Source organism: Phenylobacterium sp. (assembly GCF_046290725.1).
Lineage (GTDB): Bacteria > Pseudomonadota > Alphaproteobacteria > Caulobacterales > Caulobacteraceae > Phenylobacterium.
In genome coordinates this window covers 1,171,231-1,196,637 of the sequence record NZ_JBKBUH010000001.1, presented here as the reverse complement: position 1 = coordinate 1,196,637, position 25,407 = coordinate 1,171,231, and the positions used below count along the sequence as shown (strand labels likewise).

27 protein-coding genes are annotated in these 25,407 nt (G+C 69.3%); 9 read left to right on the top strand and 18 right to left on the bottom strand.

Features of this window, described 5'->3' with window-relative positions; translation table 11 throughout:
- The first annotated feature begins 150 nt into the window (after positions 1-150).
- Positions 151-483 carry a DUF6481 family protein gene (locus ACK41C_RS06335; RefSeq protein WP_409651662.1) on the top strand — a complete coding sequence of 111 codons (333 nt, stop codon included), beginning with the start codon at positions 151-153 and terminating at the stop codon, positions 481-483.
- On the opposite strand, the gene ACK41C_RS06330 is transcribed toward ACK41C_RS06335, so the two are convergent.
- Positions 480-1,400: a GNAT family N-acetyltransferase gene (locus tag ACK41C_RS06330; RefSeq protein ID WP_409651659.1), complete on the bottom strand. Its 921-nt coding sequence runs from the start codon at positions 1,398-1,400 to the stop codon at positions 480-482. The genes ACK41C_RS06335 and ACK41C_RS06330 overlap by 4 nt on opposite strands.
- Before the next feature lie 48 nt (positions 1,401-1,448).
- Entirely contained in the window at positions 1,449-1,895 is a 447-nt protein-coding gene (locus ACK41C_RS06325) for a MarR family winged helix-turn-helix transcriptional regulator (RefSeq protein WP_409651656.1), read from the bottom strand.
- Positions 1,896-1,984: 89 nt separating this feature from the next.
- Between ACK41C_RS06325 and ACK41C_RS06320 the strand changes: the two genes are divergently transcribed.
- A complete protein-coding gene (locus ACK41C_RS06320) occupies positions 1,985-2,971 on the top strand; it encodes a D-2-hydroxyacid dehydrogenase (RefSeq protein WP_409651654.1) in 987 nt (328 codons plus the stop codon).
- Here ACK41C_RS06320 and ACK41C_RS06315 read toward each other — a convergent pair.
- Entirely contained in the window at positions 2,968-3,354 is a 387-nt protein-coding gene (locus tag ACK41C_RS06315; protein WP_409651651.1) for a PaaI family thioesterase, read from the bottom strand. The genes ACK41C_RS06320 and ACK41C_RS06315 overlap by 4 nt on opposite strands.
- A gap of 140 nt (positions 3,355-3,494) precedes the next feature.
- On the opposite strand from ACK41C_RS06315, the gene ACK41C_RS06310 reads away from it, so the two are divergent.
- Together ACK41C_RS06310 and rarD are read left to right on the top strand one after the other, a co-directional pair.
- The gene (locus ACK41C_RS06310; RefSeq protein ID WP_409651649.1) at positions 3,495-4,526 is read left to right on the top strand and encodes an aspartate-semialdehyde dehydrogenase; all 1,032 of its coding nucleotides are present in this window, start codon (positions 3,495-3,497) and stop codon (positions 4,524-4,526) included.
- A gap of 115 nt (positions 4,527-4,641) precedes the next feature.
- Entirely contained in the window at positions 4,642-5,550 is a 909-nt protein-coding gene (gene rarD, locus ACK41C_RS06305; protein WP_409651646.1) for an EamA family transporter RarD, read from the top strand.
- Positions 5,551-5,560: 10 nt separating this feature from the next.
- Here the strand turns inward: rarD and ACK41C_RS06300 are convergent, their stop codons facing one another.
- The 4 genes from ACK41C_RS06300 to ACK41C_RS06285 form a co-directional block, all read right to left on the bottom strand.
- Positions 5,561-6,685 (bottom strand): serine hydrolase domain-containing protein, encoded by a 1,125-nt coding sequence (locus ACK41C_RS06300; protein WP_409651644.1) that lies wholly within the window; start codon positions 6,683-6,685, stop codon positions 5,561-5,563.
- 10 nt (positions 6,686-6,695) lie between these two features.
- A complete protein-coding gene (locus ACK41C_RS06295) occupies positions 6,696-7,544 on the bottom strand; it encodes a PfkB family carbohydrate kinase (protein WP_409651641.1) in 849 nt (282 codons plus the stop codon).
- Between the two features lie 176 nt (positions 7,545-7,720).
- Positions 7,721-9,112 carry an adenosylhomocysteinase gene (gene ahcY, locus ACK41C_RS06290; protein ID WP_409651639.1) on the bottom strand — a complete coding sequence of 464 codons (1,392 nt, stop codon included), beginning with the start codon at positions 9,110-9,112 and terminating at the stop codon, positions 7,721-7,723.
- 94 nt (positions 9,113-9,206) lie between these two features.
- Entirely contained in the window at positions 9,207-10,655 is a 1,449-nt protein-coding gene (locus ACK41C_RS06285; protein ID WP_409651636.1) for a CHAD domain-containing protein, read from the bottom strand.
- A gap of 83 nt (positions 10,656-10,738) precedes the next feature.
- Between ACK41C_RS06285 and bioB the strand changes: the two genes are divergently transcribed.
- From bioB to ACK41C_RS06270, 3 genes are all read left to right on the top strand, one after another.
- The gene (gene bioB, locus ACK41C_RS06280; RefSeq protein ID WP_409651634.1) at positions 10,739-11,746 is read left to right on the top strand and encodes a biotin synthase BioB; all 1,008 of its coding nucleotides are present in this window, start codon (positions 10,739-10,741) and stop codon (positions 11,744-11,746) included.
- Positions 11,747-11,875: 129 nt separating this feature from the next.
- On the top strand, positions 11,876-12,838 hold the full coding sequence (locus tag ACK41C_RS06275; RefSeq protein WP_409653939.1) for an ABC transporter ATP-binding protein: 963 nt from the start codon (positions 11,876-11,878) through the stop codon (positions 12,836-12,838).
- Complete coding sequence (locus ACK41C_RS06270; protein ID WP_409651632.1) at positions 12,835-13,596, top strand: ABC transporter permease; 762 nt, start codon at positions 12,835-12,837, stop codon at positions 13,594-13,596. Before ACK41C_RS06275 ends, ACK41C_RS06270 begins: the two co-directional genes overlap by 4 nt.
- A gap of 10 nt (positions 13,597-13,606) precedes the next feature.
- Here the strand turns inward: ACK41C_RS06270 and ACK41C_RS06265 are convergent, their stop codons facing one another.
- Genes ACK41C_RS06265 through ACK41C_RS06245 form a run of 5 tightly spaced genes read right to left on the bottom strand, consistent with a single transcriptional unit; the run spans position 13,607 to position 17,065 of the window.
- Positions 13,607-13,879, bottom strand: coding sequence for an HPr family phosphocarrier protein (locus ACK41C_RS06265; RefSeq protein ID WP_409651629.1), 273 nt, complete (start codon positions 13,877-13,879; stop codon positions 13,607-13,609).
- Complete coding sequence (locus ACK41C_RS06260; RefSeq protein ID WP_409651627.1) at positions 13,876-14,280, bottom strand: PTS sugar transporter subunit IIA; 405 nt, start codon at positions 14,278-14,280, stop codon at positions 13,876-13,878. The genes ACK41C_RS06265 and ACK41C_RS06260 overlap by 4 nt, the downstream gene beginning before the upstream one ends.
- A 10-nt stretch (positions 14,281-14,290) precedes the next feature.
- Positions 14,291-14,776 carry an HPr kinase/phosphorylase gene (locus tag ACK41C_RS06255; RefSeq protein WP_409651625.1) on the bottom strand — a complete coding sequence of 162 codons (486 nt, stop codon included), beginning with the start codon at positions 14,774-14,776 and terminating at the stop codon, positions 14,291-14,293.
- On the bottom strand, positions 14,773-16,383 hold the full coding sequence (locus ACK41C_RS06250; RefSeq protein ID WP_409651622.1) for a stimulus-sensing domain-containing protein: 1,611 nt from the start codon (positions 16,381-16,383) through the stop codon (positions 14,773-14,775). The genes ACK41C_RS06255 and ACK41C_RS06250 overlap by 4 nt, the downstream gene beginning before the upstream one ends.
- Positions 16,352-17,065 (bottom strand): response regulator transcription factor, encoded by a 714-nt coding sequence (locus ACK41C_RS06245; protein WP_409651620.1) that lies wholly within the window; start codon positions 17,063-17,065, stop codon positions 16,352-16,354. The genes ACK41C_RS06250 and ACK41C_RS06245 overlap by 32 nt, the downstream gene beginning before the upstream one ends.
- Positions 17,066-17,248: 183 nt before the next feature.
- Here ACK41C_RS06245 and ACK41C_RS06240 point away from each other — a divergent pair, with 183 nt between their 5' ends.
- Positions 17,249-18,961, top strand: coding sequence for a hypothetical protein (locus tag ACK41C_RS06240; protein WP_409651617.1), 1,713 nt, complete (start codon positions 17,249-17,251; stop codon positions 18,959-18,961).
- Here ACK41C_RS06240 and pseC read toward each other — a convergent pair.
- From pseC to pseB, 3 genes are read right to left on the bottom strand one after another with little or no spacing between them, the layout of a single operon-like run.
- The gene (pseC, locus tag ACK41C_RS06235) at positions 18,958-20,115 is read right to left on the bottom strand and encodes a UDP-4-amino-4,6-dideoxy-N-acetyl-beta-L-altrosamine transaminase (RefSeq protein ID WP_409651614.1); all 1,158 of its coding nucleotides are present in this window, start codon (positions 20,113-20,115) and stop codon (positions 18,958-18,960) included. The two genes, ACK41C_RS06240 and pseC, sit on opposite strands and share 4 nt — an antisense overlap.
- Positions 20,116-20,119: 4 nt before the next feature.
- Positions 20,120-20,818 (bottom strand): cytidylyltransferase domain-containing protein, encoded by a 699-nt coding sequence (locus ACK41C_RS06230; protein ID WP_409651611.1) that lies wholly within the window; start codon positions 20,816-20,818, stop codon positions 20,120-20,122.
- Positions 20,815-21,885 carry a UDP-N-acetylglucosamine 4,6-dehydratase (inverting) gene (gene pseB, locus ACK41C_RS06225; protein WP_409651608.1) on the bottom strand — a complete coding sequence of 357 codons (1,071 nt, stop codon included), beginning with the start codon at positions 21,883-21,885 and terminating at the stop codon, positions 20,815-20,817. Before pseB ends, ACK41C_RS06230 begins: the two co-directional genes overlap by 4 nt.
- A gap of 97 nt (positions 21,886-21,982) precedes the next feature.
- On the opposite strand from pseB, the gene ACK41C_RS06220 reads away from it, so the two are divergent.
- Complete coding sequence (locus tag ACK41C_RS06220; protein WP_409651606.1) at positions 21,983-22,384, top strand: Tat pathway signal protein; 402 nt, start codon at positions 21,983-21,985, stop codon at positions 22,382-22,384.
- Positions 22,385-22,413: 29 nt separating this feature from the next.
- Here ACK41C_RS06220 and accD read toward each other — a convergent pair whose 3' ends face one another.
- The 3 genes from accD to trpB are packed head-to-tail and all read right to left on the bottom strand — an operon-like array spanning position 22,414 to position 25,404.
- Positions 22,414-23,346, bottom strand: coding sequence for an acetyl-CoA carboxylase, carboxyltransferase subunit beta (gene accD, locus ACK41C_RS06215; protein WP_409651603.1), 933 nt, complete (start codon positions 23,344-23,346; stop codon positions 22,414-22,416).
- A 7-nt stretch (positions 23,347-23,353) separates the two neighbouring features.
- Entirely contained in the window at positions 23,354-24,187 is an 834-nt protein-coding gene (gene trpA, locus ACK41C_RS06210; protein ID WP_409651601.1) for a tryptophan synthase subunit alpha, read from the bottom strand.
- Entirely contained in the window at positions 24,184-25,404 is a 1,221-nt protein-coding gene (gene trpB, locus ACK41C_RS06205; RefSeq protein ID WP_409651598.1) for a tryptophan synthase subunit beta, read from the bottom strand. Before trpB ends, trpA begins: the two co-directional genes overlap by 4 nt.
- Positions 25,405-25,407 lie beyond the last annotated feature (3 nt).

Below are 25,407 nucleotides of genomic sequence, written 5' to 3'. Positions count from 1 at the left end.
GCCCGCCGGCCCAGGCTCCGCAAGAGCGGGCGCATCGCCGCGCCGGACGGTTCCCACCTGTGCGCAAAGGCCACACGGATGCGTCCGATGCGCCCAGAGTCCCAGGCGGCGGTTGATTTTTGCCCGCGGATCGGACAGACGGACGCCCGCATGAAAAACCGGACTATCGACTCCTTCAACGAGCGCGCCGCCGCTTCGGCCGCCGCCAAGCAGGCCCTTCTGGCCAAGATGAAAACCAAGCCCACCGTCACTGCGCCCGAGGGCGTGGTCGACCGGGCCGCCCGCCGCGAAGCCGAACTCGCCGAAGTTCGCGCCCGCCGCGAGGCCGAGCGGGCCGAAAAGCGCCGCAAGCTCGCCGAGACCGAGGCCCTGCGCCGCGAGATCGAAGAGTTCAACCGCGAAACCGCGGAACTCGAGGCGCGGGCCAACCAGAAGGCCGCCCGTCTGGCCCGCTACGCCGGCCTGGGCTCCTACCGGCGCTAGAGCCTCAGCCGCCAGGTCTCGCCGACGAGGTCGACCCCGATCTCGTTGTGCGGCCGGCTGTCGACGAGCTCGAAACCCGCCTCGGCGTAGATCCGCCGGGCCGCGGTCAGGATGCTCTGCGTCCAGAGCACCACCTCGCCGTAGCCGGCGGCCCGCGCGAAGGCCAGGCACTCGGCCGTCAGCCGGCGTCCGAGGCCGAGGCCGCGCGCGGCGGGCTCCACCAGCAGCAGGCGCAGTCGCGCCTCGCCGGCCTTCTCGCCCTTCACCAGCATGATCGAGCCCAGCGGCTCGCCCCCCCGCTCGGCGATCCAGCAGCGTTCGCGCGCCGGGTCGAAACCGCGCACGAAATCGGCGACGATCTGCGCCACCAGGGCTTCGAACCGTTCGCCCCAACCGTACTCCCGCGCATAGAGCGCGCCGTGCCGGTGCACGATCCAGCCGAGGTCGCCGGGGCGGTGCGTCCGCAGCACCAGCTCTCCGGCGGGGGGCGCCTCCAGCAGGGTCTCGATCTCGCCCATGGCCGCGGTCAGCCGAACCCGCTGAGTGGTAGTGAGGTGGCCGATCAGGGTCTCCACCGTCGCCTCGGCCGCCTGGCGCATCTCGTTATAGGTGCGGATACCTTCCGAGGTCAGCCATACCGAGACGCTGCGGGCGTCCTTCGGCGAGGCCTGGCGCTCCGTGAGGCCCTCGCGGTTGAGGCGCTGGAGGATGCGGGTGAGATAGCCGGGGTCGAGGCCGGCCGCCGCCGCCAGGGCCTTGGGCGTGATTCCCAAGGGGGCGTTGGCCACCTCATAGAGCACCCGAAGCTCGGCCAGACTGAAGGGCGAGTCCTGATAGAGCTCGTCCAGGGCGCCGATCCGGCGCGTGTAGAAACGGTTGAAGCGCCGCACCGCGGCGACCGGGTCCATCGTGAGCATGGAACGCCCTCCCGAACCCAGCAAAACCAAGATACTTGACGGAGTCAACTATCTTGGAATCGCCGCCTTGGCGCTCCGCCGAGCGACGAGGCGCGCCAGTTCCGTCCCGATCTCCAGCCATTCGGGCGACAGGCCCTGGGCCAGAGCCTCGGCCTGGAAAGCCTTACGCTGCAAGGCTTCGGCTGCGGCGTTGCGGCCACGTTCGGTCATCTCGGCCAGCTTGGCGCGGGCGTGATCGGGGTTCGGGACGTAGCCGATGTGCCCGGACGCGGCCAGTTCGTCGGCCAGGCGCTGCACCCCCTGTCGCGCCACCCCGAGATCTCGGGCCAGCTGGGCCACGGTGCGAGGTTTTCCGGCTGCATTCAGCGCCTGCAGGACCCGCCATCGGGCGGTGGTGAGGCCGAGCTCGGCGAGCAGCCGGTCGCTGTCGGCGGCCAGTTGCGCCTGTGTCCGCTCGATCTCCAGCACGAAGCGTGTCAGCGCCTCACTCGACATAGGACAATGTGTTGTCGAAATGAAATGACATTGTCAATGTATCTGCGCCGCTTGGCGGCGACCGTTCGCCCCCTCTAGGATCGGCCGCCATGCAAGCCCTACTTCTGCGCGCCCCCTACGACCGCGTCGCTGAGCGCCTTTCGGGCCTCGCGCCGGACCTGGAGGTCGCCGTCCAGGAGACGGACGGCGCAATCACGCTCGCCGGAACCCCCGTCGACTATTCGCAACTGGCGCCGGAGGTGTGGTGGCTGACCCTCGACGCCTTCGGCCACAAAGGGCACGACTATCTGGGCAAGCTCGCCGCCTCGCCCCATGCGCGTTGGGTCCAGACGGTGTTCGCGGGCGTCGAGAACCCCATGTTCCGGCCTCTGGCGCGACCGGGGCTGCAAATCACCAATTCCAGCGCCCAGGCGCCGGCCATCGCCGAATATGTGACCATCCACGCCTTCAGTCTGCTGCACCCCATCGCCGAACAGGCGGCGCACCAGCGGGCGCACGCCTGGACCCGCGTGCCGTTCCGGGAGATCGCGCAGACGCGATGGCTGATCGTCGGCTTCGGCAATATCGGCCGCGAGATCGCCAAGCGCGCCAAAGCTTTCGGCGCGACTGTCGAGGCGGTGCGCCGAACGCCTGACGCCGAGGGCCTGGCCGACGCCGTCTGCACCCTGACCGACCTGCCGCGGCGCTTGCCCGAGGCCGACGTCGTGGTGCTGGCCTGCGCTCTGAACGAGGAGACCCGCGACCTGGCGAACGCCGCCTTCTTCGCCGCCATGAAGCCCGGCTCGATCCTGGTGAACATCGGCCGCGGCGGCTTGCTGGACGAAGACGCCCTGCATGCCGGCCTCGCCGCCGGAAAGCCGGCCCACGCGGTGCTGGACGTCTTCCGCACCGAGCCTTTACCGGCCGACAGCTGGCTCTGGGACCATCCGCAGGTGCGGGTGACGCCGCACGCCTCCAACCGCGGCGAGCTCACCGGTGCGCGCGGCGAGGCCCTGTTCCTGGAAAACCTCCGCCGCTACCGGGCCGGCGAGCCGCTCTTGAACCCCGTGCGGCCCGAGGACATCGGGGTCGGCTAGGCCTCGACCGTCATCTGGGTCTGCAGGACCAGCGCCAGCAGCTTGCCTTCGGCGCTCACGATGCGCGTCTGCCAGACGCTGGAGCGGCGACCGATGTGCAGCGGTGTGGCTTGGCCGGTGACGACGCTCCCGACCTTGGCCGAGCCCAGGAAGTTGGTCTTGGATTCCAGCGTCGTCGTCCGCGCCCCGGGCGGCAGGTTGAGGAACCCGCCGATGGCGCCCAGCGCATCTGCGAAGGCCATGAAGGCGCCGCCATGCAGTATGCCGCCGGCGGTGCAGAGGTCCTCGCGCACGGTCAGGCGGCCCACCACTCTCTCCTTGGACCGTTCCAGGATCTCCACGCCCATGAGGTTGGCGAAGGGCATGCCGGTGTCTTGGCTCATCTGCATCTCCATACGGCCAGACGCCACGCATGCGCCCGCCCGTCCATGACCTGCCAGGTCATAGGCGCGCTCTCGTTGCGTCAGGGAACCCGAGGGCGTAAGGGGACGCTCCGCCTCTGATCGATCGGAAGGAGACCGCCATGGGCTATCGGGTGGCCGTGGTCGGCGCCACGGGCAATGTGGGCCGCGAGATGCTGAACATCCTCGAGGAAGTGAACTTCCCGGTGGATGAGATTCACGCCATCGCCAGCCGCAGGTCCATCGGCGTGGAGGTCGCCTTCGGCGAGAAGATCCTGAAGTGCCAGGATGTCGAGCAGTTCGACTTTTCCACGGTCGACGTGGTCCTGATGAGCGTCTCGGGCGCCTTTTCCAAGGAATGGTCGCCGAAGATCGGCGCCGCCGGCCCGATCGTCATCGACAACTCCTCGGCCTGGCGCATGGACCCCGACGTGCCGCTGATCGTGCCGGAGGTGAACCCCGACGACGTGGCCTATGCCGGCCGCAAGAACATCATCGCCAACCCGAACTGCTCCACCGCCCAGCTGGTGGTGGCCCTTAAGCCGCTGCACGACCGGGCGCGGATCAAGCGGGTGGTGGTGGCGACCTACCAGTCGGTCTCCGGCGCCGGCAAGGAAGGCATGGACGAGCTCTGGGACCAGACCAAGGGGGTCTTCGTCCTGGGCCCTTCCGAGCCCAAGAAGTTCCCCAAGCAGATCGCCTTCAACGTGATTCCCTTCATCGGCGCGTTCCGCGACGACGGCTATACCGACGAAGAAGCCAAGATGTGGGACGAGACCCACAAGATGATCGACCCGTCGATCGCCCTGACCGTCACCTGCGTGCGGGTGCCGGTGATGGTGGGCCATTCGGAGGCCGTGAACATCGAGTTCCACGACCCCCTGGACGAGGACGAGGCGCGAGACATTCTGCGCGAGAGCCCCGGCCTGATCGTCATCGATCAGCGGAACGACAAGGGCTACATCACGCCCAAGGAAGCCCAGGGCGAATTCCCCGTCTTCGTCAGCCGCATCCGCAAGGACCCGACCGTGGAAAACGGCCTGTCGCTCTGGGTGGTGGCCGACAATCTGCGCAAGGGCGCGGCGCTGAACGCGGTGCAGATCGCCGAGCTGCTGCACGAGCGCGGCCTTCTGAAGACCAAGGCGATCGCCTGACGTTGAAGTTCGCGTCGGGCCTTGTCGCCGGCCGCGGCGCGCCTAGCTAAGCAGAAGAACCCCCGACGCGCCGGCGGCGGAGGCTCGCCATCCTCCGCCCCCCGGAACCATAGCCGTGGTCAAGACCTCCGCGCCCGCCCACTCGACCGCGCTCGCCGCCGGGATCGCCTGCTACCTGATCTGGGGCTTCGTGCCGCTGGCTTTCCAGGTGATCGGCAAGCTGGGCGTCGGCTCGTGGGAGATGCTGGCGCACCGGATCGTCTGGAGCGCCCCCACGGCGCTGATCTTCGTCCTTCTGGCCCGACAATGGCGCCAGGCGGTGGGCGTGTTCCGTCGGCCGAAGGTGCTGGGCTGGCTCGCGGTCTCCGCGGCCCTGATCACAGCCAACTGGGTGATCTTCATCTGGGCGGTCACCTCAGGGCGGGTGCTGGAGACGAGCCTCGGCTACTACATCAATCCCCTGGTCAACATGGCCTGCGGGGCGCTGCTGTTCCGCGAGCGGATCGACCGCATCGGGCAGGCGGCCATCGGCCTGGCGGTGGTGGGCGTGCTGCTGCAGACCGCGGCGCTCGGCCACCTGCCCCTGGTCTCCCTGGCCCTGGCCTTCAGCTTCGGCGGCTATGGCGTGGTGCGAAAGCAGGTGGCGGCCGACGCCCAGACCGGCCTCTTCATCGAATGCCTGATCCTCAGCCTGCCGAGTCTGGCCCTGATCCTGTGGCTCGAGAGCGCAGGCGCGGGCCATTTCACGGCGAGCCCCGAGACCACCGCCTGGCTGCTGGCCTCCGGACCGATCACGGCCGCGCCGCTCGTGCTGTTCGCCTGGGCCGCCCGGCGCTTGCCGCTGTCGGCGATTGGATTCCTGCAGTTCATCGCGCCGACGATCAGCTTCTTCATCGGCGTCTCGCAAGGCGAGGCGTTCACGCCCCTGCGCGCCGTCTCCTTCGTCTTCATCTGGGGCGGCGCGGCGGTGTTCGCCTACGGCGCCTGGCGGCGGTCGCGCCGGCTGGCCCAGGTCGCGGCGTGAACCGGACGCGTCACAGCGCGGCGTAGGCCGCCTCGATCAGCCGCCGGGCGCGGGCGTCGCCGATCAGGTCGGTGGACTGCTTGTTCATGACATAGGCGCCGCCCAGCCGGCGCTCCGGGTCGGCGAAGGCGCAGGAGCCGCCCCACCCGGAGTGGCCGAAGGTCTGTAGGCCCGGACCCCAGACCTTGACCGTCTCGTTGCGCATGAAGCCCGCGCCCCAGCTCATCTCGAACGGCAGGACGAGGTCGGGGCCGCGGACCCGCTCGCGCGCCACCTCGGCGATCAGGGCGGGGGAAAGTATGACTTCGCCATCCAGCCAGCCATCGTTCGCGAGAGCGCCCATGAGGCGCGCAAGCGCCTCCGCCGCCGCGTGGCCGTTGGCGGACGGGATCTCGATCCGCCGCCACTCTGCCTGTCCGCGGCCGGCGGGCGAGGACCAGCGGGTAAGGAAGGCCGCGCGCGTCGGTTCGTTCAGCTCGCCGAAATTGGGCAGTCCGCTCGGGCGCTGCAGGTCGGCGACGCGGCCGTGCTCGCCGTCCGGGAGGCCGATCCACACATCGAGGCCGATGGGTTCGGCTAGATCCTGGCGCAGGGCCGTCCCCATCGTTCGCCCGTCCACGCGACGGAAGATTTCCCCGGCGATGTAGCCGAAGGTGATCGGGTGATAGCCGCTGGCGGTCCCCGGCGGCCAGAGTGGGGCCATGGCGGCGAGCTTGGCGCAGACGGCGTCCCAATCGAACCACAGGGCGGGGTCGATTTCGTCGGGAAACCCCGAGAGGCCGGCCTGGTGGCTCATGGCCTGCTCGACGGTGATCGCCCCCTTCCCGCCTTGCGCGAACTCCGGCCATACCTCGGCGACGGGCTGGTCGTACCGGAGCTTCCCCTGGTCCACGAGGCGCGCGATCAGCAGGGCGGCGAGCGCTTTGGTGGTGGAGAAGACGGCGGTCAGGGTGCGCGCATCGAACGGGACCTGGCGCCCCCGATCGGCGTGGCCGCCCCAGAGGTCGACCACGGTCTCGCCCGCCTCCACCAGGGTGAAGCGCGCGCCGAGTTCCAGGCCTTGCGCGAAATTGTCCTCGAAGGCTCTGCGAACTCCGGCGAACCGGTCGTGGGCGAAGCCGTGAATCTCAGCCATGGAATCCTCTTCAGGCGAGGCGTTCTATACGCAACCGCGCCGTCGGGCGAACCAGGCGTTCGCCCAAGGCCACGAGCGGCAGGTCCGGCGCACGCCATTCGGCGACCGCTTCCAGGGTTTCGGCCACGGCCCGCGCCGCCCGTTCGGCCGCATCGACCGGCGCCAGGCCTTCGACCAGGCCCGCGCCGAACACCGCCGTCACCAGGTCGCCCGTGCCGTTGGGAGCCTCGGCCCGCCGGGGATGGGCGAAGAGCACCGTCACGTCCGGTGCGCAGCAGAGCAGGCCGATCTCCTCCGGCCCGGCCGGGACCGAGGTGACCAGGGCTGGCTTGCCCAAAGCGCGAACCGCTTCGGCCGCCTCGGCGGCGTCCGCAACCTCGCGGCCGGTCAGATGGCCCAGCTCCCAGACATTGGGCGTGATCCAGTCGGCCATGGGCAGAAGCCGTTCCGCCAGGGCGGCGGCCACCTCGGGCTTCACATAGAGGCCCTTCGGGGCGTCGCCGAGTATAGGATCAACGATGACAATAGGTTGTCGATTATAGACCCCGGTCCGATCCCTCGTGCGGATTCGGCCGATCGCCTCGCAGGCCAGGTCCACCTGTTCCGGCAGGGAGAAATGGCCAGTGATCACGAGATCCACGAGGCCCGTCAGGCCCTGGCTCTCCACGCCATGGAGAAGTTGCGCGAACAGCTCGGCATCCACCGCCCGGCCGCGCCCGGCCTTGGCCGGATTGGCGCCGAACAGCACGGTGGGGACCAGGACCGGATCGATCTTGAACGGCGCCAGGGCGTACTGCTGCGCCGCCCCGCCGATGCGCGAGGCGGCCACATAGGAGGAAAGGATCAGGGCGAGCGGCATGGGCGAAGGCTTAGCCGGCCCCGACCGCGCGGACCAGATGCTCCCCCGCTGGGGGAGCTGTCAGACGCAGCCTGACTGAGGGGGACTTTGACTCCCGCGCCGCCCCCTCCGTCTCGCCTACGGCGAGCCGCCTACCCCAAACCGCGCCTGCGGCGCTGGGGGAGGATCTGGGCCGATCAGTAGCGGTAGTGCTCCGGCTTGAACGGACCTTCCACCGGCACGCCGATATAGTCGGCCTGGTCCTTGGAGAGTTTGGTCAGCTTGGCGCCGAGCTTCTCCAGATGGAGCATGGCCACCTTCTCGTCGAGGTGCTTGGGCAGGGTGTAGACGCGGGTCTCGTACCTGTCCCGGTTGGTGTGCAGCTCGATCTGGGCGAGCGTCTGGTTGGTGAACGAGGCGCTCATCACGAAGCTGGGGTGGCCGGTGGCGTTGCCCAGGTTCACCAGGCGGCCCTCGGACAGGACGATGATCTTCTTGCCGTCCGGGAACTCCACGTGGTGGACCTGCGGCTTGATCTCGTCCCACTTGAAGTTGCGCAGGCCGGCGATCTGGATCTCGGAATCGAAGTGGCCGATGTTGGCGACGATGGCGTTGTTCTTCATCCGCCGCATGTGGTCGACGGTCAGCACATCCTTGTTGCCGGTGGCGGTGACGAAGATGTCGGCCTTGTCGGCCACGTCCTCGACGGTCACCACCTCGTAGCCTTCCATGGCCGCCTGCAGGGCGCAGATCGGGTCGACTTCAGTGACCATCACCCGGGCGCCGCCGTTGCGGAGGCTGGCCGCCGAGCCCTTGCCCACGTCGCCATAGCCCAGCACCACGGCCACCTTGCCCGAGAGCATGACGTCGGTGCCGCGGCGGATGGCGTCCACCAGGCTCTCGCGGCAGCCATAGAGGTTGTCGAACTTCGACTTGGTGACGCTGTCGTTGACGTTGATCGCCGGGAACGGCAGTTCGCCCCGCTCGGCCATCTGGTACAGGCGATGGACCCCCGTGGTGGTCTCCTCCGAGACGCCCTTGATGGCGTCGCGGATGGCCGAATAGAAGCCCGGCTTCTCCTTCAGATAGCGCTTCATCACCGTGAAGAGCGCTTCCTCCTCCTCGTTGGTCGGCTTGTCGAGGATGGAGGGATCCTTCTCGGCCTTGGGGCCGAGCACGCAGAGCAGGGTGGCGTCGCCGCCGTCGTCCAGGATCAGGTTCGGATAGCCGCCGTCCTTCCACTCGAAGATCCGGTGGGCGTATTCCCAATACTCCACCAGCGTCTCGCCCTTGATGGCGAAGACCGGGGTGCCGGCCGCGGCGATGGCGGCCGCGGCGTGGTCCTGGGTGGAGAAGATGTTGCACGAGGCCCAGCGCACTTCCGCGCCCAGGGCTTCCAGGGTCTGGATCAGCACCGCCGTCTGGATGGTCATGTGCAGGGAGCCGGCGATGCGGGCGCCCTTCAGCGGCTGGTCCTTGCCGAACTCGGCGCGCACGGCCATCAGGCCCGGCATCTCGGTTTCGGCGATGGCGATCTCCTTACGGCCGTAGTCGGCGAGGGAGATGTCTTTCACGACATAGTCGATCATGCGGGCGTCCTGTCGGGGAGATTGTCTTGGAAGTTCTATAGCCGGGCCGCCCCATGGGGGCAACAAACACATAAAGATTTCTTTATATGACCCCTCAGCGCCAGAACGGGGCCGTTTCCAACAAGCGGTCCATCGCGGCCTCGGCGGCCTCCACGGCCTCCGCCTTGACGAAGGCGCGCTCGGCCAGGGCCGCCTCGGCCGCGGCGCGGGCGGGCCCTTTCAGATCCAGTCGCTGGACCACCTCGCGAGCGACGGCGGCGTCGTTCGCGGCGCCCAACGCCTCCTGCAGCCGTTTCAGGCGCTTCACATAAGCGGCCGACGCCTCCGCCCCGAAGAGCGGTGCAAAGGCCTCGGCGGCGTAGCGGAGCTTCTTGGCGGCGATGCGCGCCTCGTGGCGGCCGGCATCGTCCTGGCGCGCCAGGCGCCGCCCGCGCTTGGAGAGCGCCTTGAGGCGGCGGTCCAGGGCCTTGGCGGCGAAGGCCCGGGCGGGCTTTTCGGCGGCGTTGGTCGAGCGCCAGTCGCCCGTCTCCACCCAGGCGGTCGCCTCCAAGAGCAGCTCGCGGAACCGGCCTGACGCCGCCGCCGCGGCGGCCTTGGCGTAGGCGCGCCGCCGCGCCGGTTCGGCCGCGCGGCCGAGCTCGGACGCCTCGCCCCCGTCGACGCCCACCAGCACGTCGAGGTCGCGGGCCTCGTCCAGCGCCCCGGCCAGCCATTTCAGCTCGTCGCGCAGCCGCCCACGCATCTCGTCCCTGGCCAGCAGAGGCTTGAAGGTGGAAAGCGCGCTGCGCAACCGCCGCGCGGCCACCCGCAGCTGGTGGATGGCGTCGGGATTGGGCGCCTCGCGGATCAGGGCGCCGTTGGCGGCGATCTGGGAGAGCGTATTGCGGGCGACCACCGCGAAGGCTTCGCCCGCCGTCCCCTCCGCCGGCAGGGGCGTGCGGTCGTGGCGGCGCGCCTCGGCCTCCCGGCCCTCGCGCAGGGCCTGGCCCTGGGACGACTTGCCCTCAAAGGAGAGGTAGAGCGGCGCAGTCCGCGACAGCCGGCGCGCCAGCTCGAACATCGGCGCGCAGTCGCCCCCCTTCAGCTCCAGTTCCAGCTCGCTGATCCGGCGCTTGCGGCCTTGCGCCTCCACCTCGCCCTCGTCGGCGGCGATCTCGATGACCGCGCCTTCGTAGTGGAAGGTGCGCTGGCGTCGACGGACGCGCACGGTGAAGGCCGGGCGCAGCGTCTTGCGCTTGGATGGCGACAGGGCCTCCGACAGCGCGGTCATGGCGAGGTCCAGCTCCTCGCCGTCCAGCACCTTCTCGTACTCCTCGCGGGCGAAACCGTCGCCCCGCTTGAGCGTCTGCACCCGCTTGCCGCCGCTTTCGCGAATCCGCAGGGAGATCCGCTTGGCGCGCAGATCCTCCTGCGGAGTGTCGAAATAGGTGGAGACCAGGTCCTTGCGCACGGTCTCGCCGTCCGGCGCGGCGGCGAGCACCGCCTCCAGGTCGGACGGCTCGCACAGGAACTTCAGCTCGATCTCGGCTGACCCGACGTCCATGCGCTATAGGCTCCTCGCCGCCGCAGGCTTCCCCAAGGGAACGATCCGCCTATGGTGGCGCCCGTCCGCTGCATGAGGCCCCGATGAACGCCCCCATCCCACAAGCCGCCCGTCCCGTCGACCCCGCACGACCGCGCCACGACTGGACCCTGGCCGAGGTCGAGGCGCTGTTCGAGCTGCCGTTCACCGAGCTGGTCTTCCGAGCGGCGGAGGTCCACAGGGCCTGGTTCGACCCGACGGAGATCCAACTTTCCCAGCTGCTCTCGGTCAAGACCGGGGGCTGTCCGGAGAACTGCGGCTATTGCAGCCAGTCCCAGCATTTCCAGACCGGGGTGCCGGCATCGAAGCTGATGGAGGCCGAGGCCGTGATCGCCGCCGCCGCCGAGGCCAAGGCCGGCGGGGCCCAGCGCTTCTGCATGGGGGCGGCGTGGCGCGACCTGAAGGACCGCGACGTCCCGAAGGTGGCGGCGATGATCTCCGGCGTGAAGGCGCTCGGCCTCGAGACCTGCGCCACCCTGGGCATGCTGACCCGCGACCAGGCCCAGGCCCTGAAGGACGCCGGCCTCGACTACTACAATCACAATCTCGACACCGGCCCCGACTACTACGACAAGGTGGTGACCACCCGCACCTACCAGGACCGCCTGGACACCCTCGAAGCGGTGCGGTCGGTGGGAATGAACACCTGCTGCGGCGGCATCGTCGGCATGGGCGAGACGCGCCCGGACCGCGCCGGCCTGCTGCATGCGCTCGCCACCCTGCCGGCCCATCCCGACAGCCTGCCGATCAACGACCTGATGCCGATTCCCGGCACCCCGCTGGGCGGCTCGGATTCGGTCGACCCGCTGGAGTTCGTGCGCATGATCGCCGTGGCGCGCATCGTCTGCCCGAAGAGCGTGGTGCGCCTGTCGGCGGGGCGCGAGCACATGAGCCGGGAGCTGCAGGCGCTCTGCTTCCTCGCCGGCGCCAACTCCATCTTCATCGGCGGCAAGCTGCTGACCACCGCCAATCCCGACAAGGACGCGGACGCAGCCCTGCTGGCCGACCTGGGCCTGCGGCCGATGGGAGCCCCGGCGACGGCGGAGGCTTGAACCCCTCGCTGTCATCGCGGTTTCGGCGCAGCCGAAGACCGGAACGACATCGAAGAAATTGCCCCCGCCTTGTGGGCTGCTGACAGCATCGTTCGTCCTCGGGGCTAGCTTGAGCGAAACCTCGCCCCTATCTGGCGAGGACGCTCGAAGGACCGGGGAGCCCGCGTGCAGCCGATCATATCCGTCAAGAACCTGTCCAAGACCTATGCCGGCGGCTTTCAGGCGCTGAAGTCGGTCGACCTGGAGATCCGCAAGGGCGAGATCTTCGCCCTCCTGGGCCCCAACGGAGCCGGCAAGACCACCCTGATCAGCATCGTCTGCGGGATCGTCAACCCGACCACAGGCCAGGTGCTGGCCGACGGCCACGACATCGTCCGCGACTATCGCGCCGCCCGCGCGGCCATCGGCCTGGTGCCGCAGGAACTTTCCACCGACGCCTTCGAGAGCGTCTGGGCGACGGTCAGGTTCTCCCGCGGCCTGTTCGGCAAGCCGCGCAACGACGCCTACATCGAAAAGGTCCTGCGCGACCTCAGCCTCTGGGACAAGAAGGACGCCAAGATCATGGCGCTCTCGGGCGGCATGAAGCGGCGGGTGATGATCGCCAAGGCGCTCAGCCACGAGCCCAAGATCCTGTTCCTGGACGAGCCGACCGCCGGGGTGGACGTCGAGCTGCGGCGCGACATGTGGGAGATGGTCAGGGGGCTTCGCGAAAGCGGCGTCACCATCATCCTGACCACCCACTACATCGAGGAGGCCGAGGAGATGGCCGACCGCATCGGCGTCATCTCCAAGGGCGAGCTGATTCTGGTCGAGGACAAGGACGTGCTCATGCGCAAGCTGGGCAAGAAGCAGCTCACCCTGCACCTGCAGAGCCCGCTGGAGGCGCTGCCGCCCGGCCTGAACGGTTATGAGCTGGAACTGGCCGGCGAGGGCCACGAGCTCATCTACACCTTCGACGCCCAAAGCGAGGAGACCGGGATCGCGCCCCTACTGCGCCGCCTCGGCGAGGCCGGGATCGATTTCAAGGACCTCCAGACCAACGAAAGCTCGCTGGAGGAGATCTTCGTCAGCTTGGTGAGGGCGCGGCCATGAACCTTTACGCGATCAAGGCCATCTACCGGTTCGAGATGGAGCGCACCTGGCGCACCCTGATGCAGTCCATCGCCTCGCCGGTGATCTCCACCTCGCTCTATTTCGTCGTCTTCGGCTCGGCCATCGGTTCGCGGATGGCCGACATCGACGGGGTCAGCTACGGCGCATTCATCGTGCCGGGCCTGATCATGCTGTCGATCCTGACCGAGAGCATCTCCAACGCCAGCTTCGGCATCTACATGCCCAAGTGGTCCGGCACGATCTACGAGGTGCTGTCGGCGCCGGTGTCGCCCATGGAGATCGTGATCGGCTATGTCGGCGCGGCGGCGTCGAAGTCGATCATCCTGGGCCTCATCATCATGGCCACGGCGCGGCTCTTCGTGGACTACACGATCCTGCACCCGCTGGTGATGCTGGCCTTCCTGGTTCTGACCTCGGCGACCTTCAGCCTGTTCGGCTTCGCCATCGGCGTCTGGGCGGACGGCTTCGAGAAGCTGCAGATCGTGCCGATGATGATCGTGATGCCGCTGACCTTCCTGGGCGGCAGCTTCTATTCGATCAACATGCTGCCGGGCATCTGGCCGCAGATCGCCCTGTTCAACCCCGTGGTCTATCTGGTCTCGGGCTTCCGCTGGGCCTTCTACGGCGTCTCGGACGTGAATGTCGGGATCAGCCTGGCCGCCACTCTGGGCTTCATGGTCCTGTGCCTGGCGGTGATCGGCTGGATGTTCCGGACGGGCTACAAGCTGAAGACCTGAACGGGGGCGCTCACTCGTCCTCGTCGAAGCGGGCGGCGACGAGCGCGGCCAAGGCCTCCACGGCGGCGGCGGCCTCCCGACCCTCGGCCTCGATGGCGATCTCGCTGCCCGGGCCGGCGGCCAGCATCATCAGGCCCATGATCGAGCAGGCTTCCACGGTCTGGCCGTCCTTGCTGACCTTGACGGCGGCGTCGAAGCTGGCCGCCAGCTTGACGAACTTCGCCGAGGCCCGCGCGTGCAGGCCGCGCTTGTTGACGATTTCGACCGTACGCGCGGCGCTCACTTCTCGCCGGCCAGCACGTAAGAGGCTACGGAGATGTACTTGCGGCCGGCCTCCTGAGCGCAGGCGACGCAGTCCTCCAGGTTCTGCTTGGTCCGCACCGAGGCCAGCTTGATCAGCATCGGCAGGTTGAGGCCGGCGATGACCTCGGCGCGGGTCTGCTCCATCACCGAGATGGCGAGATTCGAGGGCGTGCCGCCGAACATGTCGGTCAGCAGGATGACCCCGTCGCCGGAATCCACCGCGCTGCAGGCGGCCAGGATGTCCTTGCGGCGCTTTTCCATGTCGTCCTCGGGGCCGATGCAAATGGCCTCGACGGCGGTTTGCGGGCCCACCACGTGCTCCATGGCGAAGACGAACTCCTCCGCCAGACGCCCGTGCGTGACGATCACGAGCCCGATCATGCCAAGTCTCTCAACGAGAATCCCCACTCGACCGCGACGGTGCGCCTAAGGCGAGCGGGCTTAGATACGCCCCTTCCGGCCCGGCTCCAAGATGCTGCATTGCGCGACGCAGTTTCGCAGGCGCCGAAGCTTCGCGCCCCAGGAGGCGGATTTCGGGAAGGCTCAACCCGAGATATTCCTTGGACATCGGCTCCGGCGCCCGTTCCGGCTCGCCCAGCGTCACGACAAGGCCGATCCGGCAGAACTCCAATCGGCGCTCGGCCAGGACGCCCAGGCCGCGCACCTCCAACAGGCCGGCCAGCGGGTCGGGCGCGCGCCCATAGAGCGCCTCGCCGCTCCGCCAGACCACCACCCGGTCGTCGGCCACCAGACGGAAGCCGAGGTCCAGGGCGCGCAAGGCCAGGTCGCTCTTGCCCGCGCCGGACGCCCCCTCGATCAGCGCGCCACGCCAGAGGCCGTCCAGCCGCAGGGCTATCAGGCCCGCGTGCAGGATCATTTCCGCGCCTCCGGCAGGGCGACCACGAACCGGGCGCCGATCACCGCGCCGGCCTCGTCGCGCCGGTTCTCCGCCCGGATCGTTCCCCCGTGGGCCTCGACGATCTGGCGGGCGATGGAGAGGCCGAGGCCCGAATTGCCGCCGAACGCCGCCCCCTTCGGCCGGGAGGTGTAGAACCGCTCGAAGATGGTCTCCAGATTGTCCGGCGGGATTCCCGGACCGTCGTCGTCGACGGTCGCCACCGCCTGACCGCGACTGCGCTCGAGGCGCACCCGCACCTCGCCGCCGGCTGGGCTGAAGGACCGGGCGTTGTCGATCAGGTTGCGGAACACCTGGCCGAGGGGCCCTTCGCGCCCCGAGACCATGACCGGCTCCAGCGCTTCGGGCGCCGAGAAGGCCACCTGCACGTCCCCGGGGCGCGCCGTGGCCTGGTAAAGGTGGGCGACATCGGCAAGGAGGCGGCCCACGTCCAGGGCCCGCGGGTCGTCGCGCGACAGCTCCGCGTCCAGGCGCGAGGCGTTGGAGATGTCGGTGACCAGGCGGTCGAGCCGCTTCACATCGTTCTTCAGGATGCCGAGCAGCCGCTCGCGCGCCGCGTTGTCCTTGACCAGCTCCAGGGTCTCCACAGCCGAGCGGAGGGAGGTCAGCGGGTTCTTGATCTCGTGGGCCACGTCGGCGGCGAAGCTTTCGATGGCGTCCATCCGCTCCGACAGGGCGTGGGTCATGTCCTCGAGGCTTCGGGTCAGGTCGCCGAGTTCGTCGTCGCGCCGGGCGAGGTCGGGCAGGGAGATGGCGCGGGCCCGCGACAGGCGCACCCGGTCGGCCGCCCGCGCCAGCCGCCGGACCGGTTGGGCGATCAGGCTGTTGAGCAGCAGGGAGGAGACCAGCGTCACGCTGATCGCGATCAGGATGAAGGGGGCCAGCGCCCGCCGCTCGGCGGCGATGATCTCGTCCACGTCGCTGGCTTCCAGGGTCAGTACGCCGAGCACCGCCTGAACGTGCTGGATGGGAATGGAGACCGAGACCACCCGCTCGCCGCTGCCGGCCGTGCGCATGCCCGCCCAGTGGGCGCCTGTCAGGGCCCGCCGCACCTCGGTCCTCAGGGCGCGTTCGGCCTCCGATTCCGCCTCCTGCGGGGGCTTGCCGCGGTTGAGGTCTAGCGAAAGTCCGCCGTCCTCGCGGGCCCGCGCCGGGGGCAGCACGCGCCATTCCACCCGATCGGCCACCCAATAGGAATCGGCGATCAGGTTTCCCTCGGCGTCGAACAGCCGGGCCCGCTGGGAGCGGGGGTTGGAGAGGATCTGCAGGATCTCGCTGGCCGCCGAGGCGTCCAGGTGCGGCGCCGGCTCGCCCGAGGTGGCGGCCAGGTTGATGACGTTGACGATCAGCTCGCCTTGGGTCGACAGGCTGTCGATCCGGGCGCGCACCAGTCCGCGTCGCAGCTCGTTCAGCACCAGGGCGCCGGCGATCAGGATCGTCAGCCCCAGCACGTTGAGGACGATGATCAGGCGGCCGAGCCGCGAGCCGGGGAGCCACGAAAACCAGGATCGCCGCGGCCTGGCCGGGGCCTCGCGCTCAGGATTCGCGGTATCTGTAGCCGACGCCATAGAGGGTTTCGATCGCGTCGAACTCGGGGTCGACCTCACGGAACTTCTTCCGCATCCGCTTGATGTGGCTGTCTATTGTGCGGTCGTCCACATAGACCTGGTCGTCATAGGCCGCGTCCATCAGGTTGTCGCGGCTCTTCACGAAGCCCGGACGCTGGGCCAGGGACTGCAGCAGCAGGAATTCGGTGACGGTCAGTTTCACGGGCTTGCCGTCCCACAGGCAGTCGTGACGGGCCGGATCGAGGGTCAGCTTGCCGCGCTTGAGGGCTCGGCCGCCCGCCTCGCCGGCCGCCGCCGCGGCCTGGGTCTCTTCGCCGTCGACGCCGGCGCGGCGCAGCACCGCCTTCACCCGCTCGATCAGCAGCCGCTGGCTGAACGGCTTGTGCATGTAGTCGTCGGCCCCGAGGTTGAAGCCGAGGATCTCGTCGATCTCGTCGTCCTTGGAGGTCAGGATGATCACCGGCAGGTCGGAGTTCCGCCGCAGGCGGCGCAGCACCTCCATCCCGTCCATGCGCGGCATCTTGACGTCGAGGATCGCCAGGTCCGGCGGGTCGTTCTCCAGGGCGGCGAGGCCCGCGGCCCCGTCGTAATAGGCCTTGACCGTGTGGCCGTGGCTTTCCAGGGCGAGGCTGACCGACGTGACGATGTTCTCGTCGTCGTCCACCAGGGTGATCTTGGCCATCGTTGGGGTTCGTATCCTTCGGCGAAGCTTTCTAGCTAGTCCTCCGGCGGCGTGGCCTCAATGGGGCTCTTCGGAGGCGTTCGGTCAAGAAAACGGCCAAAATTCGCCAAGGGCTCCCAAGCCCATGATAAATCACGCGTTAAGTTTGTTTTGCAAATCTACAGCCTCTGCAGAGAGGTTCGCGTGCAAGGCCAGCAGGTCCACTACGAGCTGTTCATCCGTCGCACGCCCGTCGCGCCGTGGACGCTGGACATGGCGACCGAGAATCGCGCCGCGGCGATGTCCACGGCCCAGGGGCTGATGGCCGAGGGCAAGGTGGCCGCGGTCAAGGTCACCAAGGAAACCCTGGATCCGGAGACGCGCGAGTTCAATTCCGTCACCGTCTTCAGCGCCGGCGCCACCGAGACGCCGAAGAAGAAGAAGGTCGTCGAGAACCAGGAACCGCTCTGCGTCGCGCCGCAGGACCTCTACACCGTCCACGCCCGCGAGCGGATCGGCCGGCTCCTGGAGACCTGGCTCGAGCGCCAGGGGGCCACGCCCTTCGAGCTTCTGCACCGCCCGGATCTGGTGGAAGCCCTCGAGGCCTCGGGCACCGACCTGCAGCACGCCATTCAGAAGGTCGCCATTCCCGAGGCTCAGGCCCGCGGCATGTCGGTCCACGAGCTGATCCGCACCTTCACCGGTCTGGTCGAGCGCGCCGTCGAGCGGCTGCTGAAGGATTTCCGCCGCGGCGGGATGCCCGACCTCGACAAGGAGGGTTTCGCCAAGGCGGCCGAGCGCGTGGCCCACGACCCGGATCGCGCCTACCTGCTGGGCGCCGGCGTCGCAGCCTCCATCGCGCCGGCCAAGAACTGGTCCGACAAGGTCTCGCGCCTGCTCGACCTGGCCGACGCCGCCCCGGTGACCGGGCCGCCGCGGGGCCTGGCCCTGGCGACGATCGAACAGCCGCTGGCCGAAATCCTCGGCTCGCGCACCGGGCTGGACAACATCATCGGCAAGAATCTCGACCTGGGCGGCCAACTGGCGGCCATGACGCGGCTCACCGCCGCCGAAGCGGTGGACGCCCTGATCCGCATCGAACCCTCCGTCGCCAAGGTGATGCCGCCGCTGTCCGAGGCCGCGACCCGGCTGTCCAAGTGGCTCCAGGCGGAGGATTTCCAGAGCGTGCGCGCCGCCATCGTGCGCCGCGTCGTGCGCGAGCTGAACGGTCCCCGCCGCCTTCGCCCAGGCGACCCGGAGGGCGAGATCGACGTGCTGCGCGGCCTGGCCATGGCGCTCACCGCCGCCGCGGGCGCGCTCCTGCCGCTCGACGACGTGCAGGCGGCCTTCTCCACGCGCTCGAAGATGCTGGTCACGGGCGACTTCGTGGAGGCCTATCTCGGCCAGGGCCGCTCGGCCAAGGAAGAGGTCGACGCCCTGATCTGGCTGGTGGAGAACGTGATCGGCGGCGCCAACAAGCGCCAGGCCGGCCGCTATCTCGCCGCAGCCGTCGCCGCCCTGCGGTTCGAGAAGGAGTTCCGCTTCGGTCCCGACACCCCGGCGGTGAAGCTGCAGAAGCTGGCCGCCCTGCAGCGCGCCGTCGCCCGCGGGGGTCTCGCGGCCGAGGACTACGGCCCGATCCAGGCCAAGATCGGCGACGTGGGCGGCATGGTGGAGGCCGACGCGCGGCTGGTCGCAACCCTCGCCAAGGCGCCCGCCCCGCCGGTCCAGAAGCTGGTGCTGATGCTGCGCCTGGCGACCGGCGAGACCTGCCCCGGCGGTCCGGCGGCCGAACGCGCGCGCCTGGAAGCCGTAAAGATGATCCGCCAGGAGGACACCCGCTCGGCCCTGGCGACCCATCCGGAATCGCTGGCGCCCTTGCGGGAGATGCTGGGTCAGCTGGGGATCGCGGCCTAAAGCCCCAGGGCCGCGGCCAGGGCCTGGCCGACGCGCTCGACGTCCTCGTCCGCCATGGCGGGGTAGAGCGGCAAGGAGAGGCAGCGCGCATACCACGCCTCCGCACCCGGCAGCCGCAGGCCCGGGAATCGGTCCCGGTAGTAGGGCTGAGTGTGGACCGGGATGTAGTGAACCTGGGTCCCGACCCCCCGGTCCCGCATCGCCTCCACCACCTGGCGGCGGCTGCGGCCGGCGGCCTCGAAATCGATCAGCACCGTCATCAGATGCAGGACCGGATCGGACCCCTCCGGGCTCGCGGCCGGCCGCACGAGCGGGGCCAGGGGCGCCAGGGCCCGCGCATAGTGCGCTGCGAGTTCGCGCCTACGGGCCGCGAAGCGCTCGAGCTTGGCGAGCTGGGACAGGCCGAGCGCGCAGAGGATGTCGGGCAGCCGATAATTGAAACCCACCTCCGCCATGTCGTAGCGCCAGGGGTCTCCGCCGGCCGGTCGGACCATGCCGTGGGTGCGCAGGGTGCGCAGGCGTTCAGCCAGCCGATCGTCGTTTGTCGTGACCATGCCGCCCTCGCCGGTGGCGATGGTCTTGACCGGATGGAAGGAGAACGTGGCCATGGCCGAGCAGGCGCAGTCGCCCACCTGGCCGATGCGGTTCCCCGCGGCGTACCGGCTGCCCAGGGCGTGAGGCGCATCCTCCACCAGCACGCCGCCTGCACTCTTGGCCAGCAGTTCCAGCACCGCCACGTCGGCCACGTCGCCGCGCAGGTGGACGGGGGCCACGGCCTTCAGCCGCCGCCCCTCCAGCCGCTCCAGGGCCTCGGCCAGGGTGTCGGGGGTCATCAGCCCCGTCTGCGGGTCGACGTCGGCGAAGATCGCCTCGGCTCCAACGAAGCGTGCGCAGTTGGCCGTGGCCAGGAAGGTGATCGAGGGAACCACCACCGCATCTCCCGGACCGGCCTCGAGCGCCAGCATCGCCAGGTGCAGGGCCGCAGTGCCGTTGGCGCAGGCCACCGCATGGCGCGCGCCTGTCGCACCGGCGAAGGCTCGTTCGAAGGCTTCCACCCGCGGGCCGGTGGTCAGGAACTCGTCGCGCAGGGCCTCGGCCACGGCGGCGATGTCGTCCTCCTCGATGGTCTGACGGCCGTAGGACAGGAAGGGCATGGGATCAGGCCTGGGCTCTGGAGCTGTTCCACGGCAAGGCCGCGACCGCCTCGGTGTCGAAGTCGGGATCGGCGGGATAGAGGGTTTCGTAGACGTGGCGGACGAAGTCCAGATCCTCTGGATAGTCCACCGTCCAGCGCAGATGGGCGAGCGAGGGCGTCCGCACGATCCAGGCCAGGCGAAACCGCTCCGGACGGCGATAGATGAAGGGGGTCACGTGCTCGCGCTCATAGGGGTCGGTCGCCTCGGCGGCGGCGGCGCGCAGGGCCGCGGGCGCGACCGCCTCCACGTCCAGGCCGTGGGGAAAGGTCTTTCCGCCCAGGGTGTCGTCAGTGTAGTCGGCGCCCGCCTCCAGATGCCGATCGACCGCCGCGTCGGCCACCCGCCAGTCGGCGAGCGGGCAGTCGGCGGTGAAGCGCACGAGGACCTTCGTCTGGGGATGGGCGGCGAGCGCCTGGGCGAAGCGGTCCAGGACGTCGACCAGCGAGCCGCGCACCACATCGAGGCCGATCTGCGCCGCATAGTCAGCCACCGGGTCGTCGGACGCCTCCATACTGGTGGCCAACACCAGGCGGTCGAGGCGGCGCGAGCGGCGCAGGCGTTCCACCTGACGGCCCAGCATGGGTTCGCCCAGCACGGGGGCCAGCACCTTGCCCGGCAGGCGCGACGAGCTCATCCGCGCCTGCAGCACGCCCAGGATCACGGCGCCTTGTCGCCGATGCGCCGGCGCGGCGGGCCGGCGGGCGGCTGGTCGGCGAGCAGGGCCAGCAGGCCCTCGCCGGTCAGCCATTCGTCATTGGTGTCGCTGGCGTAGGAGAAGCCCTCCGGCGCGAGGGGGTAGAGCTTGGCGTAGGACTCGCGGGTGAATTCCTGGAAGGCCGGCTCGATCGCATAGCGGTCGCCGAGGTCCACCGTGGTCCGCGCGTCGTCGGCGGAGATCATCATCTCATGCAGCTTCTCGCCCGGGCGGATGCCGATGATGCGGGTCTTGACGCCAGGGGCCATGGCCTGGGCCAGGTCGGTCATCTTCATGGAAGGGATCTTCGGCACGAAGATCTCGCCGCCGCGCATCAGGTTCAGCGACGAGAGCACGAAGTCCACGCCCTGGTTCAGGGTGATCCAGAACCGGGTCATCCGCGGATCGGTGATCGGCAGCTCTTCGACCCCGCGGGCGATCAGCCGCTGGAAGAGTGGCGCCACGGAGCCGCGCGAACCCACCACATTGCCGTACCGCACCACCGAGAACCGGGTGCCGATGTCGCCCGACAGATTGTTGGCGGCCACGAAGGTCTTGTCGGAGGCCAGCTTGGTGGCGCCATAGAGGTTGATCGGATTGCAGGCCTTGTCCGTGGAGAGCGCCACCACCTGTTTCACGCGGTTCGAAAGGCAGGCCCACACCACGTTCTCGGCGCCCATGATGTTGGTGTGGATGCATTCGGAGGGGTTGTATTCCGCCGCCGGCACCTGTTTCAGGGCCGCGGCGTGGATCACGATGTCGACCCCGCGAAAGGCGAGCGTCAGCCGCTCGCGGTCGCGGACGTCGCCCAGGAAGAAGCGCATGCAGCCCAGCGTCTCCGGATCGAACCGTTCGGCGAGGTCGATCTGCATCTCGTGCTGCTTCAGCTCGTCGCGCGAATAGACGATCAGCTTGCGCGGCCGGGCCCGCAGCAGGACGGTCTCGATGAACCGTCGCCCGAACGAGCCGGTGCCGCCGGTGACGAGGACGACCTTGCCGTCGAGATCGAGGGAAGTGGGCGCGAACCTCGCCAAAGCCGTGAACTCCCGGGACAGACCTGCGAATCTTGGCCGCACTTTCGGACGCCGCTCGTAAATGGAGCGCTAACCATGATGTGGCGTCCTGTCGCGCATGGACCGCCGCAAAGCCCTAGCCCTGGCCGCTGGCCTCTCGGCCCTGCCGGCGCTCGCCGCCGCCGCGGATGCGGAGCCGAAGGCCAAGGGCGGCGGTTCAAGCTACCTGCCCATCCAGACCCTGGCCGCCACGGTTACGCGAAGCGACGGCCGGCGCGGCGTGCTCACCCTCGATGTCGGCCTCGACATCCCCGACGCCAAGCTGCGGCGCGAGGCGGAACTGGTGGTTCCGCGGCTGCGCGCGGGCCTCGCCCAGGTGCTGCAGACCTATGCCGGCGGGATTTCCCCCACCACGCCGCCGAACGCCGACTTCGTGGCCCGCGAACTGCAACGGGAGGCCGACCGCGTGCTCGGCCGCCCCGGCGCGCGGCTGCTGCTCGGGACGATGCTGATCAATTAGGGCCCCTGCCCCGGCGTGGCGCCCTCTTGCTACGCCGCCCTGGACCGCGCCCGGCCATCCATCAGGGTTTTCAGGATCGAACCCAGGACGGCGGGGACCTCGGCGCGGTGGACCACGCGGTCGATCTGGCCGCGCTCGACCAGGAACTCCGAGCGCTGGAAGCCCGGCGGCAGGGTCTCGCGGATGGTCTGCTCGATCACACGGCGGCCGGCGAAGGCGACCATGGCGTTGGGCTCGGCGAGGTGGATGTCGCCCAGCATGGCGTAGGAGGCGGTCACCCCGCCGGTCGTCGGGTCGGTCAGGACCACGATGTAGGGCAGGCCGGCCGCCTTCAGCTCGTTCACGGCCAGGGTGGTGCGGGCCATCTGCATGAGGGCGAGCGTCCCCTCCTGCATGCGCGCGCCGCCGGCGGCGGTGAAGATCACGTAGGGGACCTGGCGGGCGATGGCCTCCTGGGCGGCCTTGATGAAGGCCTCGCCGACGCCGACGCCCAGCGAGCCGCCCATGAAGCTGAAGTCCTGCACCGACACCACGGCCGGCTGGCCCTGGATGGTCCCATAGCCGGAGCTCAGGGCGTCCTGGGCGCCGCTGGCCTTCCGCGCCGCCTTCAGACGGTCCATGTAGGGCTTCACGTCCGGGAACTTCAGCGGATCGTCGACGACCTTCGGGGCCTCCAGCGTCTCGTACCGGCCCTCGTCGAAGGTGTAGCGCAGCCGCTGTTCGGCGCCGATCCGCATGTGGTGGCCGGACGGCGTGACCCACAGCGCCGCTTCGAGGTCCGGGCGGTAGATCATCTCGCCGGTGTCGGGGCACTTGACCCAGAGGTTCTCCGGCGTCTCGCGCTTGGCGACCAGGTTGCGCACGCCAGGGGCGATGCGGGAAAGCCAGCCGCGGCGCTCGCGCGGCGGCTGGGAGCCGGCGCCCTTCTCGGGCTTGTCGTTTCGCTGATCTGCCATCGCCATGGGGGTTCTAGACCGAAAGGCGCTCCGCTCGCGCAGCGCGCACAGCCTTAGCCAAGGATTCGACTTTGGAAAGAACCCGGTCGGTCACGCTTTCGTTCACAGCCAAGCTTGCAGCCACCTCGTCGACCAGGGCCGAGCCCACGACCGCGGCGTCGGCCACGCGGGCGATGGCCGCCGCCCGCTCGGGCGTGCGGATGCCGAAACCGACGGCTACGGGCAGGCCGGACGCCGCCCGCACGCGGGCCACAGCCGGGGCGACGGCGGCCTCGTCGGCCTCCTTGCCGCCGGTGACGCCGGCCACCGAGACGTAATAGACGAAGCCGGAGGTGCGCGAGACCACGGTCTTCAGCCGCGCGTCGTCGCTGGTGGGCGTCGCCAGACGGATGAGGGCGACTCCCGCGGCGTCCAGGGCGTCGGCGAGCGGGTCGGCCTCTTCCGGCGGCGTGTCGACGATGATCAGGCCGTCGACCCCGGCCGCCGCGGCGTCGCGGGCGAAGGCCTCGTAGCCCCAGGTGACCAGTGGATTGGTGTAGCCCATCAGGATGACGGGGGTTTCCTGGTCGCCTTGCCGGAAGGCGGCGATGGCGTCCAGCGTGCCGCGAAGCGTCATGCCCTTGTCGAGCGCGCGCAGGGCGGCGGCCTGAATCGCCGGACCGTCGGCCATGGGATCGGAAAACGGAAAGCCGACCTCGATCAGGTCCGCGCCCGCGGCGGGGAGACCTTTCAGAATCGCGAGCGCCGTTTCCGGATCCGGGTCACCGGCCATCACATAGGCGACGAAGCCGGCGCGGCCTTGCGCCTTCAACTGGGCGAAGCGCGCCTCGATACGGGCCTTGGTCAAATCACGCGCCCCAGGTGGTCGGCGACGGTCGCGACGTCCTTGTCACCGCGACCGGAGAGGTTGAGCACCACGATTCCGTCCTTGCCGGCCTCCGCACAGACCTCGGGCAGGCGGGCCAGGGCATGGGCGCTCTCGATGGCCGGCAGTATGCCTTCCAGCTCCGCCAGCAGCTGGAAGGCGGCCAGGGCCTCGGCGTCGGTGGCGGTGAGATAGGTCGCCCGGCCCACGTCGTGCAGCCAGGAGTGTTCCGGCCCGATTCCGGGGTAGTCGAGGCCGGCGGAGATGGAATGGGCCTCGGTGATCTGACCCTCGGCGTCCTGCAGCAGATAGGTCTTGTTGCCGTGCAGCACCCCGGGACGGCCGCCGTTGATCGCTGCGGCGTGGCGGTCGGTGTCGATCCCCGAACCCGCCGCCTCGACGCCGAAGATCTTGACGCTCTCGTCGTTCAGGAACGGATGGAAGAGGCCGATGGCGTTGGAGCCGCCGCCCACGCAGGCCACGACCGCATCCGGCAGCCGGCCTTCCAGCTCCAGGATCTGCTGGCGCGTCTCGCGGCCGATCACCGCCTGGAAATCGCGGACCATGACCGGATAGGGGTGCGGCCCGGCGGCCGAACCGATCAGGTAATAGGTGTCGTGGACGTTGGTGACCCAGTCGCGGAGGGCCTCGTTCATGGCGTCCTTCAGGGTCGCCGACCCGGAGGTCACCGGCCGAACCTCGGCGCCCAGCAGGTTCATCCGGAAGACGTTGGGCTTCTGCCGCTCCACGTCCACCGCGCCCATATAGACGACGCAGGGCAGGCCGAACCGGGCGCAGACCGTGGCGGTGGCGACGCCGTGCTGGCCGGCCCCGGTCTCGGCGATGATCCGGGTCTTGCCCATCCGCATGGCCAGGAGGATCTGGCCCATGCAGTTGTTGATCTTGTGGGAGCCGGTGTGGTTCAGCTCCTCCCGCTTCAGATAGATTTTCGCCCCGCCATAGTGCTTCGTCAGGCGCTCGGCGAAATAGAGCGGACTCGGCCGGCCCACATAGTGGGTGAGGAAGCCGGACAGCTCGGCCTGGAAACCCTCGTCGGCCTTGGCCGCCGCATAGGCTGCGTCCAGGTCGTGAACCAGCGGCATCAGGGTTTCGGGCACGTAGCGGCCGCCATAGTCGCCGAAGCGCCCGGCGGCGTCGGGATAGGCGGCGTAGTCGTTGGGCTTGGTGACGACGTTCAAGGC

Coding starts and splice junctions, on each gene's coding strand:
- accD (WP_409651603.1), bottom strand. CDS start 23,346: ATGGCGATGGCAGATCAGCGAAACGACAAGCCCGAGAAGGGCGCCGGC.
- pseC (WP_409651614.1), bottom strand. CDS start 20,115: ATGCCCTTCCTGTCCTACGGCCGTCAGACCATCGAGGAGGACGACATC.
- ACK41C_RS06335 (WP_409651662.1), top strand. CDS start 151: ATGAAAAACCGGACTATCGACTCCTTCAACGAGCGCGCCGCCGCTTCG.
- ACK41C_RS06285 (WP_409651636.1), bottom strand. CDS start 10,655: ATGGACGTCGGGTCAGCCGAGATCGAGCTGAAGTTCCTGTGCGAGCCG.
- ACK41C_RS06295 (WP_409651641.1), bottom strand. CDS start 7,544: ATGCCGCTCGCCCTGATCCTTTCCTCCTATGTGGCCGCCTCGCGCATC.
- ACK41C_RS06325 (WP_409651656.1), bottom strand. CDS start 1,895: ATGTCGAGTGAGGCGCTGACACGCTTCGTGCTGGAGATCGAGCGGACA.
- bioB (WP_409651634.1), top strand. CDS start 10,739: ATGAACGCCCCCATCCCACAAGCCGCCCGTCCCGTCGACCCCGCACGA.
- ACK41C_RS06310 (WP_409651649.1), top strand. CDS start 3,495: ATGGGCTATCGGGTGGCCGTGGTCGGCGCCACGGGCAATGTGGGCCGC.
- ACK41C_RS06270 (WP_409651632.1), top strand. CDS start 12,835: ATGAACCTTTACGCGATCAAGGCCATCTACCGGTTCGAGATGGAGCGC.
- ACK41C_RS06330 (WP_409651659.1), bottom strand. CDS start 1,400: ATGCTCACGATGGACCCGGTCGCCGCGGTGCGGCGCTTCAACCGTTTC.
- ACK41C_RS06260 (WP_409651627.1), bottom strand. CDS start 14,280: ATGATCGGGCTCGTGATCGTCACGCACGGGCGTCTGGCGGAGGAGTTC.
- ACK41C_RS06315 (WP_409651651.1), bottom strand. CDS start 3,354: ATGAGCCAAGACACCGGCATGCCCTTCGCCAACCTCATGGGCGTGGAG.
- ACK41C_RS06255 (WP_409651625.1), bottom strand. CDS start 14,776: ATGATCCTGCACGCGGGCCTGATAGCCCTGCGGCTGGACGGCCTCTGG.
- ACK41C_RS06300 (WP_409651644.1), bottom strand. CDS start 6,685: ATGGCTGAGATTCACGGCTTCGCCCACGACCGGTTCGCCGGAGTTCGC.
- ACK41C_RS06220 (WP_409651606.1), top strand. CDS start 21,983: ATGGACCGCCGCAAAGCCCTAGCCCTGGCCGCTGGCCTCTCGGCCCTG.
- ACK41C_RS06320 (WP_409651654.1), top strand. CDS start 1,985: ATGCAAGCCCTACTTCTGCGCGCCCCCTACGACCGCGTCGCTGAGCGC.
- ACK41C_RS06245 (WP_409651620.1), bottom strand. CDS start 17,065: ATGGCCAAGATCACCCTGGTGGACGACGACGAGAACATCGTCACGTCG.
- ACK41C_RS06250 (WP_409651622.1), bottom strand. CDS start 16,383: ATGGCGTCGGCTACAGATACCGCGAATCCTGAGCGCGAGGCCCCGGCC.
- ahcY (WP_409651639.1), bottom strand. CDS start 9,112: ATGATCGACTATGTCGTGAAAGACATCTCCCTCGCCGACTACGGCCGT.